Source organism: Planktothrix pseudagardhii (genome assembly GCF_904830925.1).
In the GTDB taxonomy this organism is placed as follows: Bacteria; Cyanobacteriota; Cyanobacteriia; order Cyanobacteriales; family Microcoleaceae; genus Planktothrix; species Planktothrix tepida.
The window spans coordinates 1,551,427-1,571,107 of record NZ_LR882967.1; the positions used below are offsets into that span (position 1 = coordinate 1,551,427).

Sequence of the window (19,681 nt, forward strand, 5' to 3'; positions counted from 1 at the left end):
CGATGCGGTGATTCTTGACAGTTCACTAACTGACGACGCTACCGAGGGTAGTCTTACTCTGTCTGGAGTGTCCGTTTAGAGTCGTGGCATTGCCCTATCCCGACTTGATTTAGATTTTTTGAAGCATTCTCATCTCGGTCGTGTTCAGTACCGTAATTCAAGCATTGAACCGACCGAAAATTTTAATCAAGTTTACTCCTTAAAAAGCTTATTAGGGTTCTCAGCAAAGATTATTATTTGCCTAAATTTGAGCCTATAATTCCTTTAGCTTTTCTCGAATTAAATGACGATACTGTACTAGAAAGTTATTAGTTTCAGTTTAGATGTTACCCCCTACGGTTATCAGTCCTAATTGCAGAGTTAATATTAATTTTTCTAATTTATATAAGCGTATAATTTTTTTATTTAAAAGTTTGTCAGGAAGTTTTGATATTTTATTGAAAATAGTTCTCAAATAGTTGACGAGATTATAGAGGTTCTGGTACACTGAGGATAACACCGCTCAAGGGTTTATTGTGTCTAAAGACAAAAATGGCAGCTAAAACCCTCATTCTTTCGTATAAGATCAATGTTTTTTAACGAATTTACGACTTTACGATACACGAATTTTTGGACAAAAACGGTAAGCCACAACTAGGGGTATTGACAAAAATCACAATTTATGCAGTAAGCTAAAAAAAGCGATAACAATTTCCCAAACCTATCGCAACTGTACCGCGTCAACAATATTGCTAAAATCAACTATGTTTAAATTACCATTCATGGGAATAGCCTTATTATTGGGAGGGTGTACATTTTTAGCAGAAATTAATTCAATTGGAAAGCCCCTACCGCAAGTGACACCCATTGTTACCCCTAATAATTCTAATCTCGCCCAATTGGAATTATCCGTACATCAACAAGTTAATAATTATCGGGCTTCTAAAAATTTACCCCCTTTGAAACTAGACCCGCAAATTAGTGAACAATGTCGTATTCATAGTCAGTTAATGGCTAACGGTCAAGTTCCCTTTGGTCATGGGGGGTCAAAAGCTCGATTTCAAGCTGTTCGTCAAGTGGTTCGTTGGCAAGAAATTGCTGAAAATGTCGCTTTTAATTCGGGTTATGTTGACCCTGGAAAACAAGCTGTAAAAGGATGGATAGAAAGTCCAGGTCATCAACGCAATATGGTGGGAAATTATGAATTAACCGGAGTTGGGATTGTCAGAAATGCCAAAGGCGAGTATTATTTTACTCAGATTTTTGTAAGAAAAGCATGGCTTTAAATGTAGAATAGGGAATTACGAATTACGAATTACGAATTACGAATTACGAATTACGAATTACGAATTGGGAATAGTTTTATTAAAAACTAACAAAGCTAACAGTCAACCGTCAACCGTCAATAATCCTATGTTTAATTTTCAAGTTTGTGATGGGGATATTTCTGAAACGTTATTATCTGAATACCTAACCGCCGATGCGTTAGCCGTTGATACCGAAACAATGGGGTTATTACCTTGGCGAGACCGCCTTTGCTTAATTCAAATTTGCGACCTCAAAGGTCAAGTCACCGCCATTAGAATTGCCAAAGGTCAAACAGAAGCACCGAACTTAAAACAACTCTTAGAAGCACCTCATATTCTCAAAGTCTTCCATTTTGCTCGATTTGATATTGCCACTATTCGCTATTACTTAGGAATAGAAGTTAACCCGATATTCTGTACTAAAATAGCCAGTAAATTAGTCCGAACCTATACCGGAAAACACGGACTGAAAGAATTAGTCCAAGAATTAGAAAAAGTTGAACTCGATAAAACCTCCCAAAGTTCTGACTGGGGAAATGCGAGTAACCTGTCCGAAGAGCAATTAAACTATGCCGCTAATGATGTTCGCTATTTATTAAGTGTTCAGAAAAAGTTAGTGTCGATGTTAGAACGAGAAGACCGTTTAGAACTCGCCCAACAATGTTTTTCCTGTTTACCTGTAATAGTCACTTTAGATTTATTACAATTTCAAGGTATTTTTGAACACCATTAATAGAACTGACGTAGGAAGCCTTCCCAAGCAAAAACCCCCCAACCGAAGTTGAGGGGGAACTATCAGGGTGCATCTACATTTGTTTATTCCTTTATCTATGATTCTATTCAGGAAAATTCTCAAAAAAAAATTCCCCCAACCGAAGTTGAGGGGGAACTATCAGGGTGCATCTACTCCTGTTTATTCCTTTATCTATGATTCTGTTCAGGAAAATTCTCAAAAAAAATCCCTCAACCGAAGTTGAAGGAAAACCATCAGGGTGCATCTACTCCTGTTTATTCCTCTATCGATGATTCTGTTCAGGAAAATTCTCAAAAAAAATCCCTCAACCGAAGTTGAAGGAAAACCATCAGGGTGCATCTACTCCTGTTTATTCCTCTATCGATGATTCTGTTCAGGAAAATTCTCAAAAAAAATTCCCCAACTGCCTTTGGGATAAAGAGAAGACAAAAGATAGTTTTTTACTGATGAGGATCATCTTTTAATTTTTTATCAAAACAGTATTCAAGAAAGACTTTTTTGGATACTCCAGCCTGGGCGGCCATGGACTTAACTAGGGTTTTGCTAAATGGAGCTTTGGGACAGTCAACAGTAACTTTGTATAATTTCCCATTAACAATTTTTTTCCACTGTTCATGGGAAGTTCCATCTTGTTTCTGGGGTTCAAAACCCATATTTTTAAGGGCTGTTTTAACTTGCTTACAGGTTGGCGGCGCAAACTTTGTAAAAAATCCCAAGATCTTCTCCTAAACCACTTGAGACTGTGAAACGCCAGAAAAAATCTGAAAATGAGCAGGGTTAAAAGCAGGCAAGTTTTCAAGCAAAACTGCAAAATAGTATTCTAAAATGAGAGTGAAAGGAGCTTTACGAGATAATAATTGCTCTGCATAGTCACTATCTACTGTCAAAGCTTCTTGAACATAGGAATTGATCATCTCTTCTAATTTTAATTTAGCTTCGTTACAGGTATCTGCTTGAGATGCTAAATTTAGATCGATGCAAACAGCGACCCATTGATTATTTTCTTGTTTTAGAAAACACCTTAATAATGTGTTTTTCATTGGCGTTCCTTTTGACAATCAATAATAATCCTGTTTTTTATAAGATAAGCCACACTATATTAACTATAGTATAGAATTTTAGGAAATGTCAACCCCTTAGCCTAAGTGTCTTAAAAAATATCAAATTATCCATTCAGTTGAATGCTGAGGAAGAGCCTGAAACAGATTAAACCTTTTAATCAGGATTCACTAAACGCAATAATTTTTGCTTCACTTGAGCATCAAATACCTTCCATTTCATCTCTGCATAATCTTTATTTTCATTAAAACCCGATAGAAACCCTAACGGAATTTCAAACCCTCCTGCTTGACTTCTTCCCCCTCCAAAAAACTTACCCGTAGCATCCGTTCCAAAGGCTTCCTTAATAAATTCATCCGGGTCAAGGGTGATTTTATTCGTTCTCAAGGAACCCACAATAATCTCCAGTTCATTAAAATCATCATGAACTAATCCATAAACCACCGCCGTATGAACGTTTTCTTCAGTTAATAGAAAATCGGCCGCTTGCGGAATAGCATCTCGGTCAGAAGCGCGTAAAAAACCGACCCCTGAAATTGAGACATTATCTAAAACTTGACGATTTGATAATCCTCGTTCTATGACATCCATCACCCGTTTAGACCGAGAAGAACGCAACACAGAATCTAATAAACTCGCATCATAATAATTACTGAGATAAGCTGCGGCTAAGAAGTCTTCACGGGTGGCTTGTCGAAGTTGATTCGTATCCGAACGTAACCCGTGCATTAACGCCGTTGTACAATTAATATGATCAATTTCACTATCATCGAGTTCTAAAAATCCCGATTGTAAATATTGAGTTAAAATTGTAGCCGTCGCTTTAATTTGAGGACGAATATCACAAAATTCGGGATGTAAATCCTTTTGTAAACTATGATGATCAATTAATACCGTAATTGGCAGTTTAGCCGAGTGAATTAAAGGGGTTAGTTGACTGGTTGTTCCTTGATTATCAATTAAAACACAACCGGAATAAATTGATAAATCTTTGGTTTTTGCCATTTCTAATGGCCAGCGATGGACAGGTAATCCTGTTAATTTCACTAAGGCAATATTTTCTTGATGGCTGAGGGTTCCAGCATAGACAATATCACAGTCAATATTATATTGTTTAGCAATTAACTGATAAGCCCAAGCCGAAGATAACGCATCAGGATCGGGAAAGTCTTGTATAATAATTAATTGATGTTCTCCCGAATGACGTTCTAAAACTTGCTGAAAAGCCTGTTTTTTCTGAATGGGTAAAACAAATTCAGGACACAGGGAGAGAGAAGGTTCCCTTGAAACCGTTAGGGATTCAGATTGAGTGGAATTGTTCACTGTAAAATATAAATAAAACTAAGTTGTAATAGAGGTTTCCTCCCACACCAATCGGTATGGAAGGAATAAAGCCGAATCATTGGAATTGTTCAATGTGTTGCAGTGCAACTATTTTTGACTGTAGCAACTTTTCTGCGAAAATCAAGCCTCTTGAGAAGGAGATAAAGATTTTTCAAACTCCAGGCGTTGTTTGGCATTGTAGAGGAAATAACCATTCATCATTGCTGATGCTAAAAGACGGCCTAAATCCTCACGGTTTGTGGTAATCGTAACATCAAAATGCTCTGAGGGTAAACCACCTAACATTTGCATCAAGCTATTTTCCATAATTTGAGCAACTTCGGGTTCCGGTTGAGACAATTTGGCAATAGTTTCGGGTTCCATAGATTGAACATATTGCCACAACACATTATTTGCAGAGAGTTGACGATGAGATACAGGGTTTGTCATAGTCTTATCAAATAATTTAATCTTGTTATTGCTTTCTGTTCTTATTTTTAATGTAACTAACCTTTTTCAACTTGTTATAGTGTGTAAAACCGAACTTAGAGAACGGCTTATTCGACTCTTAATCAAAATTACGAGCTTATGAATTGTTTTAAAATAGCTTGAGGTGGTCTATCCCAAGTATCTTGATGATAATAAATTAAGCCTTGAGAAGTAAGCTTATAGGTAGAATATCCATTAAAAAATAATTGAGGTTTCCAGGGTAAACGTAAAGTTCCCCGCACTGTCCAGTTAGCAGTAATAATATCTGATTGAGTTTGTTGAACATCATGTAAATCAAAATACAATTCTGTAAAAAATAACCGACCGTGAAACCGTAATGTCCAAAAAATAATCCGATAACTAAACTTACCTTTAAACCGATTTACGGGGTCAATAAACTCTATATCCGAGGTATAAATATCATAGGAAATATCTCGTTCAAATAACATCGGTAAATCCTGATTCAACGTCGTAATCACTCGTTCAATTTGAGCGTTATATTCTTCGGGAGTGAGTGTGATAAAAGTTTCCATTCTCTCTATTCTCCACTGAATTGAATCGCAACGGTGCGGGTTCTAGGGCCGTCTAATTCAAAAAATAAAACCGATTGCCAAGTTCCTAACGCTAACTCTCCATTTACAATAGGAATCACTTCACTGGTACTTAACATCATCGCAATTAAATGGGAATGAGCATTCATGGGTTCATCGGGAGGAACAATTCTTAAATGTAAGTCATTATGAAGATATTTGGCATCAGCAGGAGCTAATTTTTGCCAATGAACTTTAATATCCTCTAACAGACGTTCTTCATATTCATTAATCGCCAGTGCGGTTGTGGTATGTCGGGAGAAGACTAACACTTGCCCATTTTGAATTTCTGTTGATTTTAACTGTTCTACAATCTGAGGCGTAATATTATAGATTCCAATTCCGGTTTCCGTTTCAATTTCAATCAGACGATAAATAATAGACATAGATGAACCTAAAAAAAACAGAAGATTTTCCTGACTTGAAGGGAGAAGGTTAGCTTGTGGGTCGATTAAACGTTTTATGTTTAATTAAATGTGGAATTACAGTAGCTTGTGGATGCGGGTTTTTTAAAATTAGACAAGCTAACCTTGACCCCTTAAATCAGAGTTAAGCAGTTATTCTTCATCGAGGACATCTTCTTCAGATTTCTCCCCAACTTGAATCAAGTGAATGTGTTTTGAACCTAAGCGAATTTCAAATTGATCTCCAGCTTCTAATCCCATAGATTCAGTATAGTTCGCACCAATAACCAGGGAACCGTTTTTATGAACACAAGCGCGAAAACTTGCTTCCCTTCCCCGTCCATCTTTCGTGCGTCCTGGGTCTAAGGCGATGCCCTTTGCAGCCAGTAACGCATCGTAAAATTCTGTCATATTGGCGCGAGTTTGGCTATCTTTTGTCTGGGTATAATACCCACACAAGCGAGCCGCTTCCCGACGAGGTAAGTTGCCCAAAGCTTTAACTTTCTGTAATAAGGCTTTACCTGTTAGGGGAGTAGTTGAAGGCTTTTCTGTGATTGTTTTTGCCATAAATATTCTCCAAGTGTAACTAAATTTTATTTTATCATATTTATTTTATTTTCTTCTATAAAATTTTCGGTATTGTTAACATTTCAATACATTTTAGGAACCTGAAGAATCATTTAAAAAAAAAGCCTTTTTTGATCTCCATGACATATCAAATTAATTGATATATTGAAGTTTTAATCAAAATCTGCTCGCTGTTCCCAAAACAACTAGGACTTGATGATCAATGAGATAGGGGAGGATAGCGGACAGAAATTCCGGTTTGCGCTTGAATTTCTTGAGCAAAATCTTGTAAGACTGAAGGCTCAACTGATTTGAGTTTCCGAGCTTGATAGGGGAGATTTTCAGGGGAGGGATGATTTTCTCGTCCGGCTAATTCATGTTTTAACGGTTTGGGACGAGTGGGAGTATTCAGTTGAATTTCGGTCGGTGCGATCGCTTTGATCCAACGTTGATATTCCTGGCGATCTGATAATGACCAAGGCGATAAAATCATCGTTTGGATTCCTAATTCTCCAGGGAAGATGCGACGAAATTCTTGCAGATCTATGAGTAGCTGTGTTAAATCAATTTCCCTGACGGGTTGATTCACTCTTTGAAGTTGGGCGGTTGAAATACCATCGAGTTTTACAGACACCCGATCGGCTAAAGCTAATTGTTCTCGAACTTGAGAATCTGATAATGTTGTCCCGTTGGTTAACACCAAAGTTGGACGCTGTGTGAGGGTTTTAATTCCGATTAAAATTTCCCCTAAATTTGCGGCTAAGGTGGGTTCTCCACTTCCACTTAAGGTAATCACATCCACATCCCAAGGCGCAAACTCAGCTAAGGCTTGTAAAATTTGATCGGTGGGAACATAAATTTGACGTTGTTGGGTTTTAAGTTTAATTTCTCCGAGTTGACAATAAACACAATTAAAAGAACAGGTGGAAATCTCACCGATGGGATCAATTCCCAAGGATTTTCCATAGCGCCACGACCACACAGGGCCATACACCGGGGTAAATTCTGGAGTAGAAACTGTTGCGGTTGTCATAATTTTTCAAGGTAGCAAAATGCCACCGCAAGATCAAGATTTAGCTTAAAGGGTAAACGATTTCTAATAAACCCGCGACCAGCAACAACATTACTATTCCCAATACTCCGGCTAAGGGTTTTCCCCCTAACCCTGTTACCCATTCAGGAACTTTCTGGGTAGCCTCAACTCCTCCCAGGGTATCCAAACTGGCTATCCCCCAAATCCAACCCGCGTGTAGTCCAATGGCTAGACCTAAAGACCCCCCCTGACCCAAACAGGCGAAAGTCAACACCATTCCCATTAATCCTAATCCGGGTAATTGGGGTAATGTGTTGCGAACGTCCCACAACAGATGGGAAAGGGCAAAAATCACACTGGCGATCACGGCGGCGATAAAGGCTGAATACTCTTGCTGTAATTGTTTTTGTAAAAATCCTCGAAAGATTAACTCCTCGTTACTACTAATCCACAGGGCTATCAGAAAAATTGGCCCAAAAACTAATATTTTTTTCCATAATTTAATCCATCCCTTTATAGGGTGAAGCAAAAAATTTAGGGAAGAGGACTGTTCACCTGTATTTTCCCAGTGTTGTTGCCGCCAATTGAGCCAACCCAGGATAAATTGAAAACCAAATAAGGCGATCAGGCTGATAACAGCCAGACCGAAACCAATGGCAATTGATATGAAAAACTGCGATCTCCAAGCTAAACCATAATCGAAGAAGGATCGACCCTCAACTTGGCTAACTTTCCACAAAACTATGGGAGCAATTCCATAAAGTGACGCCAGCAACGTTAATTTTTGGGTTTCATTTAGGGGTTCAGAAGGACGCCAATTGAGAGCGAATGCACTGACAACAGCAATTGGCATCCATAAACCCATCCACACCCCAAAAAAAACAGCAATTTTAATCAGGGTTGGCGCATTTGCAAGCCATGAAAATATCATTCTAATGGCTCAGGTGAGCGAATTTACTCTTCTTCATCGCCACTGCTGGCATCTTTTCCATTTTCGACTTGAATCAGGTGAATATGCTTGTATCCGAGCTTGATATCAAACTCATCACCCGGTTTAAGTCCCATTTCTTTGGTATAGGTTGAGCCTATTACAATTTGACCGTTTTTGTGAACGCTCACCATATAAGTTGCTTCCCGACCCCGACCATCTTTTGTACCATCGGGACTAAGCGGAATCCCCCGTGCTTTCAGCACTGCATCATAAAAATCTGTGAGATTGACGCGAACTTGGTTGTCCTTTGTCGTGCTGTAATAACCGCACAGCTTTGCTGTTTCACGCCGAGGCATATGAGACAGTTCTTTTACTTTTTGAAGCAGAGCCTTTCCGGTTAAGGGAGTTGGTGCAGGTTTATTCATGTTGTTCTTAATCTCCTTACTTCTCTAGGTAGGTAATTTTTATCCAATTCAACTTTTTGGAGTTATAAAAAATAATATATACTTAAATTCATCAATTTGACAAATATTTTTTTTTCTAAGTTACAAATCTTTCCATACAGGAATCACCATCTCTACCCTGAGCAAAAAAACGGGACTTCAAAATCCCGTTGAGATTGAGCAGGGGAATATAGACTTATTCGATGGTACTAGAACTCATCCCTTAGCTCTGTCTTGAAAATTGGATAGCCGCCCTATTTTACGCCCCTAGAGTCAGGAGCGCAATTTTTTCAGCCCGCCATCTCCCCTGAAGAAAAATCATCCCACTCCCTTGAGCCATGGCATTAAAAAAAATCTGCCGTTAAGACAGATCAATATATCCGTGATTAGACTTCAAAAAATCCCACCCTCGTCTTTCCGATTCCCGACCCTTTCCCACCCAGAAAGCCATTAGGAATTAGGAAACAGAGTTAACCCTCAACCGTCAACCCCTAAGAATCTCTAAAACGACGTTCTAACGCTTTTAAAGATTGGTACAGTTCAGGTAATCGTCTATAAACCGCCGCCGTTTTTAAATAAAGCTTGTTAGCAAGAGCCGGGGAACCAGAGACCATCTCTCCCCGTGAAATATTATGATGAACGCCAGATTGAGCCGTAACGATGACCCCATCCCCCACCTTGACTTGATTGGAAATACCAACTTGACCCGCTAATAACACCCCATTCCCAATGGTGACACCCCCAGCTAATCCTACTTGGGCGGCAAAGGCGCAATTCTCGCCGATGGTACAGCCGTGACCAATATGCACTAAATTGTCTAATTTCGTAGCTTTTCCGATGCGGGTTTCTCCCACGGCGGGGCGATCAATCGTACTATTACATCCCACTTCTACCCCGTCTTCTAATACGGTAATTCCCGATTGTTCCATTTTCATCCAACCCGAAGCGGTGGGAACAAAACCAAAGCCTTCAGCCCCGATGACAGCCCCACTATGAATCACACAATCACAACCGATTTGGGCGCGTTCATGAATCGTGCAATTGGCGTGTAAGATAGTGCGATCGCCAATCGTGACCTGGGGATAAATCACCACATTTGGATGCAAACACACCTGATTTCCAATCGTCACCCCCGCTTGAATCACCACATGGGGGCCAATATAAACCTCTGAGCCAATTTGGGCACTCGGATCAATCACCGCACTGGGATGAATCGAGGGTTGGGGTTGGTAAGGTTGATAAAATAATGCGATCGCCGCCGCAAAAATCGCCCTGGGATTTGCCCCCGCCACCCACGCTAAACCCCGTTCGGTTGCTTGAGTTTGTAACCCTTCATCTACAGGTAAAATCAGCGCACTCGCAGCAGACTGCTGCACAAAGGAGGCAAATTTTAATCCTTCAATATAGCTAAGAGTTCCAGAGGTCGCTTTATCCACCGCCGCCACCCCATGAATATCGGGATCGAGGGAGGGGTTATCTGTCAAACTATGGCCCGTAATTCCACTGTTAAGTTTTTCAACCAGTTCACTAAACTTCATTCTTCAGAAAAAATGGCAGGGGTAGCAAATTTTAAATCAATTTAAGACGGATGGGATTGTACGATTAACACCGAACAAGGCCCATGATGAACAACATATTGACTAACACTTCCTAAAAGCAATTCTCCTAAAGCCGAGTAACCCCGACGTCCCATCAAAATCAAATCCGCTTCCCAATGTTTGGCAACCTCACAAATCGTTTTACCCGGTTTACCGACGGTTTGTGTATATTCCGTCGCCACCCCTGCATCTATTGCGATTTGGTGCCAAGATTTAAGGGCATCTAAACTTTTTTGGGTAAACTCTTGCCATTGCTGCTGATAGGTATAGAGCAATTCTTGATTTGCCGTTGGATAGTAGCTTAACCCGACTAAGATGCCAAAATCAGGACTGCTTTCTTCGTCCGTACACAAAACGTGCAGTAACATCAAATTCGCTTGATTGCATACTGCCAGTTCTAAAGCTTGCTCAAACACAGCCTGACTGTTGGAAGACAGATCCAAAGGCGCAAGAATTTTCTTAAACATACCTTTTATATGTTGATCTGTAAGGGGCAATTGTTAAACCACTCATGGGGGACTAAGGACAGATCCAAGCAACAGAACCGGGGAATTGGTTCGGTTTTTTAAAGATGACTCCCTAGGAATTGATTCCAAGAAGTTTTTAATGATCTAGGAGAACGACCTTAGCCAGAATTTAGTGTTAATGTTTTACCCATTATAAGATGAATGGGATTTCTGTTTCACAAATTTTGATCACAAAAAATAGAAACAGAAATTTCCTTAAGGGGTCATGAATCCAGGGTTTGATGTCATTGCTGGGATGAACGACTTAAAAAAGCAGCACATTCAACATGGGACGTTTGCGGGAAAAAATCCGCAGGTTGTACCCGTATTAATTCATAGACTCCCATTTCACATAAAACTTTTAGATCCCGTGCTAAGGTTGCGGGTTTACAACTGATATAGATCAGTTGTTGAGGTTGGAGATCTAGCAAGGTTTCTAATACCCTGCGATCGCATCCTTTTCGAGGCGGATCAAGTAACACAATATCAGGTTTATACCCTAACTGAGGTAATAACTTTTGCACGGTTCCCAGTTTAAACTCAACGGTGTCAATTTGATTTAAAATAGCATTCTGCCGAGCTTGCTCAATCGCCATTTCTTGTACTTCCAAACCGATCACTTGAGGCGGTTGTAACGACGGCTTAGAACCTGCTTGTTTTTGCAGTAAATCCTTCGCTAGAGGTAAAGTAAATGTCCCAATTCCACAATAGGCATCAACAATCCGTTCAGTTCCTTGTAAATTAAGTTCTTGTAGCATTATTTGTAATAACGCTTCTGCCACTTCTGTATTAATTTGAAAAAACGTATCGGGTCTCAGCAAAAACTGGAGTCCCCCAAATTCTTCCGTTAAATAGGGTTGACCCGCTAAACAGCGTGTTTCCTGACCAAAAATAGCATTTGTTTGATCCGCATTGATATTTAAACAAACCCCCTTTAAGGAAGGATATTGTTCTAACCAAGTTTCCGCTTGTTCTTGCAGTCCGGGTAAACTCCCCTGGGTTGCAATTAAAGTTAACAACATTTCCCCGGTGCGTTGTCCAATTCTCAGGGACAGATGGCGAAGTTTTCCTCGGTGTTGGGGTTCGTCATAAATTGACCACCCTCGCTTTTGAATATCTTGCTTAATATTCGCCAGTAAAGGATTTAGACGTTGATCCTGTACCGGACATTGATTTAAGTTAACTAAACGATGACTGTGTTTCTGAAAGTAACCCGCCTGGACTTGACCGCTTGCAGAACGTCCCAGGGGATAGGTGACTTTATTACGATATCCTAAAGCCGACTCTCCTGCTAATACTGGCTCCACCGGAGGCTGGGTAAATCCCCCAATCCGTTCTAAGGCTTTAACGACTAAATCCCGTTTGGCTTGTAATTGAAATTCATAATCAATATGTTGCCACTGACAGCCCCCACATTTATCCGCCACAATACATCGCGGGGAAACCCGATCAGGAGATGCTTCTAAGATATGCTGCACTTTCCCTTCAGCATACTTACTTTTGACCCGCACCAGTCGCACCCGTAGGCGATCGCCCGGAACCGTATCTGGAACAAATACCACTCGATCTTGGTAACGGCCCACTCCATTGCCATCATCGGTTAAATCTGTAATTTCAATTTCTACTTGTTGTCCTTGCTGCCACATCATGATTAAGGATTAAAAATTAAGAATTGTTAACGATTTTGGGGGGATTGTTCACACCGATTTAAGCCAATCACTCTCGATTTACAATTAACTGCTTCCCCAGATCCCCCTGAGTCGCTAAACTACTTAATGGTATCTTGAAAAACTTTAATAGCTCTTGAGGTTTTAGATGACAGTAGTTAGCCAAGTTATTCTCAAAGCTGATGATGAACTCCGTTATCCGAGTGTTGGTGAACTCAAAAGCATCAATGACTTTTTGAAAACGGGTGAACAGCGCGTGCGGATTGCTTCCACACTGGCTGATAATGAAAAAAAGATTGTAGATCGTGCCAGTAACCAACTGTGGAAAAAACGCCCTGACTTTATTGCCCCCGGTGGTAATGCGTCAGGTTCACGGGAACGGTCTTTATGCTTACGGGATTATGGCTGGTATCTGCGCTTAATTACCTATGGGATTCTGTCCGGTGACAAAGATCCCATTGAAAGCATTGGTTTGGTGGGAGTCAAAGAAATGTACAACTCTTTAGGCGTTCCCATGCCAGGAATGGTAGAAGCCATTGTTTGTCTCAAAGAAGCGTCTCTGGCGTTACTCGATGACGAAGATGCTAAAGAAGCAGCCCCCTACTTTGACTTTATCATTCAAGCCATGTCCTAATTTTGAACATGGGTTTCAACTGTCTGTGAAGACGTACCTGGCGTGCGTCTCCACAGATTTTTTATAGTAGGGAACAGGGAATAGGGAAAAGAAAATAGGGAAAAGAAAATAGGGAATGGGAGATAGAAAAAAGTGATTAGCCACCCTAGCAATTATTTGTAGCAAATATTAAAGGATGAAATATTAGAAACTAAGGAATGAAAAACCAATAAGGTGACTAATTGAGCAATAGTTTACGGTAGATCAAGGTTTCTAGGGTTTAATTGTGCAAGTTATTTATTTTTAATTCCTAATAGCCCAAACCTAGATGATAAATTGTTTTTCGTTTTATTCCCTATTCCCTGTTCCCTGTTCTCTCAAGAATTTCAAAAAGAACGGCGATAGTTGCGTAGTGCTTGAATTAATCGCCCGCCTCGTTTCAGAGCAATATCAGCTAATTCTACAATCCATTGATTGGGCATTGCTTGAGGTTGAATTGTTAGGATATAGTGGAGGGCTTCTTCTTCTTTTCCTATCCCTAAACGATAGGCATAAAGGATAAATGCGATCGCAGTAGAACGACTAATTCCCGCTTGACAATGAATTAATAAATCTCCTTGATTGGCTTGAACCGATTTCATAAAATGCAGCGCTTCTAAAATATGTTTAAGACTCGGTAAAATATATTCAGGATCATGATAAGGCGTATCAATATCATCAAATTCTAATCGCCATCGACTCGGAACTTGATCAAACCCTTCAGGAAGTTCACTACCGGGACTACCAATAGAAATTAAATAGCCAATTTTGGCTCCTTGAAAGTGTTCTAAAATATAGTTTTTAGCTTCGGCTCTAGAGGAAATCCAAAGTTTAGGTAAATGGGAATAAGGCGAAACAATATTAGGATTAAATAAGGTTGTTAAAAATATTTTTGATTCTGAAGAATCTAATTTATCTAAAGCTGTTTCTGCCCAAGATCGCACATAAACATCCGCATCATTTAAAGCAGTTTTTAATCCATTAATTGTTGAAGGGGTATTCATCGATTGAATAGTTTCAACCACTTTTGCCCGCACAAAAGGATCGGGATCATGAATTTTCTTGAGCAGTTTATTAATTACAAATTCATTGCCAATGCGTCCCAACACTTCAACAACCCGAGTTCTGACATCGGCATTATTATGATTAAGGGCTTGTAAAAGTACCTTAATAGCAAAGGAATCATTAATCATTTCCAATCCATAAACGGCATTGGTATAAACATAAAATTCTGAATCATCAAGGGCATTTTTTAACCCTGTAATTGCCGATACTCCTCCTAAAAATCCTAAAGCCGTTGCGGCTCGACCTCGAACATAATGATCAGGATCGGAAGCTAAAATTTCTCTTAATTTTGTTATCGCTAAACGATTTTTTATTTTACCTAATGCCGTCGCTGCTCGCCAACGAACTTGGCTATCTTCATGATTAAGAGCAACAATTAATCCCCGAATAGCTCGATCACTGGCAATTTGTCCTAATCCCCAAGTTGCCCAAAGGCGAGTTTTTTGTAAGGGATCTTTTAATGCTTTTAATAATAAAGGTTCGGCGGCTTGACCGATTTGAGTAATTGCCCAAGCTGACCAAGCATTAACAAGTTCATTGGGATGATGTAATCCTTTAAAAAACCAAGGAAGTAATAGAGGTGAACGGGTTTGGGCTAATAAACGAATTTTAAAAGCCAGGGGAAGATTTAATTGAATGACCAGAGAAAAGGCTTTGTTTTGAAATTCAGGTTTAACGGTTTTTGTTAACAACGTTCCTTGAATAACATTTAATTTTAAAGCCAAACTCACCACCTGTAGCATCAAGTCTTCGGATTCAACTTCTTTCAACACTTTTGCAAGAAAATCAAAGGTTAATGCCCCTCGCAAATAGTCTTGTTTGAGTTGTTCATCACTCAACTGATGCAGCCGTCTTTTCAGTGTTTCAACATCGTAGAAATTAGTCATTAAATTGGGTAAGACCAGAGAAAGCCGGAAAAAAAGGGGAGTTAGGGAGAAAAGGCAACAAGAGGACAGACTGGAGTTTTTGTTCGGGGTTAACGATTAACCGTCAACTTTAATCATTAGATTAATCTTGATTTTATCTTGATCTGCGAGATTCAGATAACAGTTTTGGGATCGGTTGGTCTTCAACAGCAACCTCTTGAGCCTCCTGTGAAACAATCCATTGTCCTAATACCCTTAAAATATATTCAGGATAAAATAATGTATGGGCTGGTTTTGTCATGTGCATGACTTCTACAAAAGACTGATAAATTTTAGGATGTTTGACTCCTAACGTCAGAATCTGATCTAAATATTGGTGCAAGAATTTTGTTATCCCATTCGGCTTTCCCCCTTCGGTAGCCGGCCATACTCCTCCCCATGACTAAAGCATGATCACTGATGTAATTGGAAGACATGAATGAACTCCTCAAATCTATTCACAATTGATGGTTAAATATGAAAGGGAAGAATAGGAGAGGATCAAAACTCATTCATCCCCAAACCTGCTAACCTGTAACCTATAGCCCTTATATAGCGTAAGTCTATTATGGCGATTATTTCTTCCAAAAAGCAGTCCCCTGAACCTGAACCCTCGGATAATTTCTCTGGGTTGGCGACTCCAGCAGCTAAAAAATCCAGAAAATCTAAGACCCAGGAGCCGATTGATGAGTTGGATTATTTATTAGAAGCAGAAGCAACACCCCAGGAAGAAATTAATCGTCAACAGGATGAAAAAATTCGTCCCCATCGGTTAGAAGATTATATTGGACAAAAAGATTTAAAAGATGTTTTATCCATTGCGATCGCGGCTGCCAAATCTCGTCAGGAACCGTTAGATCATTTATTATTATATGGCCCTCCGGGGTTGGGAAAAACCACCATGTCGCTGATTTTAGCGTCGGAAATGGGGGTAACGTGTAAAATTACAACGGCTCCAGCGTTAGAAAAACCCCGTGATATTGCGGGATTATTAGTGAGTTTAAAGCCGGGAGAAGTGTTATTTATTGATGAAATTCATCGATTATCAAAAGTTGCTGAAGAAATTTTATATCCGGCGATGGAAGATTGCCGATTAGATATTACCATTGGTCAAGGGCGAGCGGCAAAAACTCGCAGTATTCCTCTCAAACCCTTTACCATTGTGGGTGCGACAACACGGGTGGGTTCCTTAACGGCTCCATTGCGCGATCGCTTCGGAATTATTCAACGATTACGCTTTTATGAAATTGATGAATTAAGTTTAATTGTACAACGCACTGCCAAATTATTAAATACTCCCATTACCCCAGAAGGAGCGATCGAAATTGCTCAACGTGCTAGGGGAACGCCTCGAATTGCAAATCGGTTATTACGTCGAGTTCGAGATTATGTTCAAGTCAAAAGTACAGGAGAAATTAATGCGGAAATTGCCAATATTGCCTTAGAAGTTTTTAATGTTGATCCCATGGGATTAGATTGGACAGATCGCAATATGTTAAGTGCGATGATTGAAAACTTTAAAGGCGGGCCAGTGGGATTAGAAACAATGGCGGCAATTACTGGGGAAGATACCCAAACCATTGAAGAAGTTTATGAACCTTATTTAATGCAAATTGGGTTTATTCAACGCACAAACCGGGGTCGTGTGGCGACACCTGCGGCTTGGAAACATTTAGGATTTGATCATCCTGAAAATCGTTAAAGTTAAAGTTTACAATTCTCCTTGTAATCCTTTATAAAATAGCTTGTCATTGGGTGCTAAAGAAGCATCATTATTTTCTGCTACTTTAGCTCGGTCTGCTTGCTCATTTAACTTTTTATGAGCGATTTTTCTAGCATCTTCAATGGCTGCTTTCCTTTTTTCGGTTTTACCGACTAAATTTTTAGTAGTATCAAGTTGATCAAATACTTTTTCTGACGCATCTTTAGCTGCATCAGAGGCTTTTGGTAAATCTAAATTCTCAGTATTTCCGCCTTTGACATGATAAAAGTCGGCTTCTGGAGTGAGTGCTTTAGCAAAAACAGGAGTGCTAAAAATTCCAGCCCCAACCCATATCAACCCCACTAAAATAACGGCGATCACCCATTTTATACTGAATTGCTTTAAGGTCAAAATTAAACGCTGCATAATCACCTTTTGATCAGTTTGCTAAACATTAACCCGGAATTATGATTTGCTGAAACTAGAAATACATTCCTAATTCAATAGCGTGAAATTAAATAGCTCAATTTTCATCTATCTGAAGTTATACAATATTGATCCTAACTGCTGAAGGGGTGAGTTTGCGGCACGGTTAAATTCTGTCAATACAGATTATGGTTTTGATATTAAATTTTAAAGAAATGTATATTTATTTGAACAACAGAACTAATTCTATAACGCTACGCATTACAGTTAGGACATTTCTAAATCCTGAAAAGGATTCACTGCTTACTGTTCCCTGTTCCCTGTTCCCTGTTCCCTGTTCCCTGTTCAAGTATTGCTATAGATTTTTGCTTAAGTTTTTAATCTATCAACTCTAAATCGGTTAAAATTAAAAGCTCATTAAGAGGGATTGAGACGAACGACCTCTGTTGATCTTAAAAGTTTGATCAAAAACCATACAAGCTTGAATTGACTCAACAGCGAAACACGCTGAAGATTTTTTCAGGTGATGGGATCGGTTCAGACGATTAAACGGAGAACTTTAATTTTATCAAAAATTCAAATAAGCGGGATTTTTTGTAAAGATTCCATGAAATCGATGAATCACTCCGCTTCTTCCCGGATGGATATGCAAACATAATTAGTAAATTCACCGATTGTTATACCAGGGGACAAAAGTCCGTGAAATCACGCCTTTGTGAACTCACGGAGTTTTTTTCTTTTTTAGGGGACAATTTTTTAAGGCTGTACAGTTGTCAGGGTAGAGGCAGATTCAAGGCAATTCACGATATCATAGTCACAATTAAGATAAGGGTTGAATTATGACTGCGATCATTGCCCTACTCGCTGATGAGACTCAGCAAGAAAAGCTCGTGAATTTTATAACTCAACACGAGAATGTCCTATCCCATTACCGCCTCATGGGTTTAGACAATCTTGCAGGTGCTTTAAAACAGAGGACATGGTTAAGGATTGAGACAGTGTTACCTCTGCGACAAGCAGGGGATATGGTCATCGCCTCAAAAATAATTGCAGGGGAAGAGATTGCTGCGGTTATTTATTTAGTAGAACCCACCCAAACGACTTTTTCTGAGTTACCGCTTTTAACATTACTCCGAGTTTGCAATATCTACAATATTCCGATTGCGAGTAATATTGGAACCGCAGAAGCAATTATTGTTCAACTGCGCCGAACTCGTTCTGCGTATTTAATTTTTAATCCTGTTTCAGGGGTAGGAAATGCTAATCAAGATTTATTATTAATTCGACAATTATTAGAACCTTATTTTCATTTAAAAGTTCACTTAACAACACCGGAAACTGATCCAACGGAATTAGCAAAAGAAGCGGTAGAACAACAAGTTGATTTAGTGATTGCATCGGGGGGAGATGGGACGGTTTCGGCTGTAGCAGGAGCGGTGATTAATACCAATATTCCATTAGGAATTATCCCCAGAGGCACGGCGAATGCTTTTTCGGTGGCGTTAGGAATTCCGACGAATATTCAGGGGGCTTGTGAAGTGATTATTGCCGGATTAATCCGTACGATTGATGTGGCAAATTGTAATGGTTTACCGATGATTTTATTAGCCGGAATTGGGTTTGAAGCCGAAACGGTGAGTAAAGCAGATCGAGAAACGAAAAAACGCTGGGGGCCGTTAGCTTATATTATGGCAGGATGGCAACAATTAAATGAACAAACAGATTTTGAAACGGAAATAGAAATTAATGGTGAAATCAATCAATGTGAAGCCGCCGCGATTACGGTTGCCAATGTTGCTCCTGCTACTTCTGTTTTAGCACAAGGATTAGGTCAGGTGATTCCTGATGATGGATTGTTAGAAGTTTTAATGTATACCTCTCCTGTCGATAAAATGCAAGCCTTGGCGGGAATGGTGCGTTTATTAGGGGCGGGTTTACTGAAAACAGAAATTCAACGAGATAATATGATTGCCTTTCGGACTCAACGCCTTAAAATTACAACTAATCCTCCTCAAAAAGTTGTTTTAGATGGGGAAATTATTGGCACAACACCGATAGAAGTAGAATGTGTTCCTAAAGGATTAAAAATTATGACTCCTGCGATTTCTGCTGTACCAAATGTTGAAGAAGTTGCAACTTTGAATGAGGTTGAGATGGAAGTTAATGAAATAGAGAATAGCTTAGTGGAGATCCTCCCCCTTGAAAAGCCAGGGCTTTAAGAAATAAGCGATCGCCCTCTTTAACACAAATTACCATCAACCGAGAGTCTATCAAGTGATTC

At 39.6% G+C, this 19,681-nt stretch carries 21 protein-coding genes; 5 read left to right on the plus strand and 16 right to left on the minus strand.

From position 1 onward, the window contains the following. Positions 1-743: 743 nt before the first annotated feature. Both NMK36_RS06550 and NMK36_RS06555 read left to right on the plus strand, forming a co-directional pair. A complete protein-coding gene (locus tag NMK36_RS06550; protein ID WP_254173358.1) occupies positions 744-1,265 on the plus strand; it encodes a CAP domain-containing protein in 522 nt (173 codons plus the stop codon). 127 nt (positions 1,266-1,392) lie between these two features. Next, a complete protein-coding gene (locus NMK36_RS06555; protein ID WP_072717157.1) occupies positions 1,393-2,019 on the plus strand; it encodes a ribonuclease D in 627 nt (208 codons plus the stop codon). 461 nt (positions 2,020-2,480) lie between these two features. On the opposite strand, the gene NMK36_RS06560 is transcribed toward NMK36_RS06555, so the two are convergent. The 13 genes from NMK36_RS06560 to rlmD form a co-directional block, all read right to left on the minus strand. Further along, positions 2,481-2,756 carry a type II toxin-antitoxin system HicA family toxin gene (locus NMK36_RS06560; protein WP_072717156.1) on the minus strand — a complete coding sequence of 92 codons (276 nt, stop codon included), beginning with the start codon at positions 2,754-2,756 and terminating at the stop codon, positions 2,481-2,483. A 9-nt stretch (positions 2,757-2,765) separates the two neighbouring features. Beyond that, positions 2,766-3,080, minus strand: coding sequence for a hypothetical protein (locus NMK36_RS06565; protein WP_072717155.1), 315 nt, complete (start codon positions 3,078-3,080; stop codon positions 2,766-2,768). A 175-nt stretch (positions 3,081-3,255) separates the two neighbouring features. Further along, entirely contained in the window at positions 3,256-4,422 is a 1,167-nt protein-coding gene (locus tag NMK36_RS06570; protein ID WP_072717154.1) for a DHH family phosphoesterase, read from the minus strand. 141 nt (positions 4,423-4,563) lie between these two features. After that, complete coding sequence (locus NMK36_RS06575) at positions 4,564-4,872, minus strand: DUF760 domain-containing protein (RefSeq protein ID WP_072717153.1); 309 nt, start codon at positions 4,870-4,872, stop codon at positions 4,564-4,566. Between the two features lie 128 nt (positions 4,873-5,000). Beyond that, complete coding sequence (locus NMK36_RS06580) at positions 5,001-5,444, minus strand: DUF2358 domain-containing protein (protein WP_072717152.1); 444 nt, start codon at positions 5,442-5,444, stop codon at positions 5,001-5,003. A gap of 5 nt (positions 5,445-5,449) precedes the next feature. Then, a complete protein-coding gene (locus NMK36_RS06585) occupies positions 5,450-5,887 on the minus strand; it encodes a secondary thiamine-phosphate synthase enzyme YjbQ (protein WP_072717151.1) in 438 nt (145 codons plus the stop codon). Positions 5,888-6,058: 171 nt separating this feature from the next. After that, positions 6,059-6,472, minus strand: coding sequence for an AbrB family transcriptional regulator (locus NMK36_RS06590; protein WP_072717150.1), 414 nt, complete (start codon positions 6,470-6,472; stop codon positions 6,059-6,061). Between the two features lie 220 nt (positions 6,473-6,692). Beyond that, positions 6,693-7,505, minus strand: a complete 813-nt coding sequence (locus tag NMK36_RS06595; protein WP_072717149.1) for a radical SAM protein — start codon at positions 7,503-7,505, stop codon at positions 6,693-6,695. Between the two features lie 40 nt (positions 7,506-7,545). After that, positions 7,546-8,436 (minus strand): CPBP family intramembrane glutamic endopeptidase, encoded by an 891-nt coding sequence (locus tag NMK36_RS06600; protein WP_072717148.1) that lies wholly within the window; start codon positions 8,434-8,436, stop codon positions 7,546-7,548. 23 nt (positions 8,437-8,459) lie between these two features. Further along, the gene (locus NMK36_RS06605) at positions 8,460-8,861 is read right to left on the minus strand and encodes an AbrB family transcriptional regulator (RefSeq protein ID WP_072717147.1); all 402 of its coding nucleotides are present in this window, start codon (positions 8,859-8,861) and stop codon (positions 8,460-8,462) included. Positions 8,862-9,370: 509 nt separating this feature from the next. After that, the gene (gene lpxD / locus NMK36_RS06610) at positions 9,371-10,417 is read right to left on the minus strand and encodes a UDP-3-O-(3-hydroxymyristoyl)glucosamine N-acyltransferase (RefSeq protein ID WP_072717146.1); all 1,047 of its coding nucleotides are present in this window, start codon (positions 10,415-10,417) and stop codon (positions 9,371-9,373) included. A gap of 41 nt (positions 10,418-10,458) precedes the next feature. After that, positions 10,459-10,944 (minus strand): universal stress protein, encoded by a 486-nt coding sequence (locus NMK36_RS06615; RefSeq protein WP_072717145.1) that lies wholly within the window; start codon positions 10,942-10,944, stop codon positions 10,459-10,461. Between the two features lie 284 nt (positions 10,945-11,228). Further along, on the minus strand, positions 11,229-12,632 hold the full coding sequence (rlmD, locus tag NMK36_RS06620) for a 23S rRNA (uracil(1939)-C(5))-methyltransferase RlmD (protein WP_254173359.1): 1,404 nt from the start codon (positions 12,630-12,632) through the stop codon (positions 11,229-11,231). Positions 12,633-12,798: 166 nt separating this feature from the next. Between rlmD and NMK36_RS06625 the strand changes: the two genes are divergently transcribed. Continuing rightward, positions 12,799-13,284 (plus strand): allophycocyanin subunit alpha-B, encoded by a 486-nt coding sequence (locus tag NMK36_RS06625; protein ID WP_072717143.1) that lies wholly within the window; start codon positions 12,799-12,801, stop codon positions 13,282-13,284. 365 nt (positions 13,285-13,649) lie between these two features. Here NMK36_RS06625 and NMK36_RS06630 read toward each other — a convergent pair whose 3' ends face one another. Continuing rightward, entirely contained in the window at positions 13,650-15,254 is a 1,605-nt protein-coding gene (locus NMK36_RS06630; protein ID WP_254173360.1) for a HEAT repeat domain-containing protein, read from the minus strand. Positions 15,255-15,387: 133 nt separating this feature from the next. Next, entirely contained in the window at positions 15,388-15,615 is a 228-nt protein-coding gene (locus tag NMK36_RS06635; protein WP_072717141.1) for a hypothetical protein, read from the minus strand. Between the two features lie 225 nt (positions 15,616-15,840). Between NMK36_RS06635 and ruvB the strand changes: the two genes are divergently transcribed. Beyond that, positions 15,841-16,974 (plus strand): Holliday junction branch migration DNA helicase RuvB, encoded by a 1,134-nt coding sequence (gene ruvB / locus NMK36_RS06640; protein ID WP_072717140.1) that lies wholly within the window; start codon positions 15,841-15,843, stop codon positions 16,972-16,974. 9 nt (positions 16,975-16,983) lie between these two features. On the opposite strand, the gene NMK36_RS06645 is transcribed toward ruvB, so the two are convergent. Beyond that, positions 16,984-17,400 (minus strand): hypothetical protein, encoded by a 417-nt coding sequence (locus tag NMK36_RS06645; protein ID WP_254173361.1) that lies wholly within the window; start codon positions 17,398-17,400, stop codon positions 16,984-16,986. 839 nt (positions 17,401-18,239) lie between these two features. Here NMK36_RS06645 and NMK36_RS06650 point away from each other — a divergent pair. Next, positions 18,240-19,619 carry a YegS/Rv2252/BmrU family lipid kinase gene (locus tag NMK36_RS06650; protein WP_190524131.1) on the plus strand — a complete coding sequence of 460 codons (1,380 nt, stop codon included), beginning with the start codon at positions 18,240-18,242 and terminating at the stop codon, positions 19,617-19,619. The last annotated feature ends 62 nt before the right edge of the window (positions 19,620-19,681 follow it).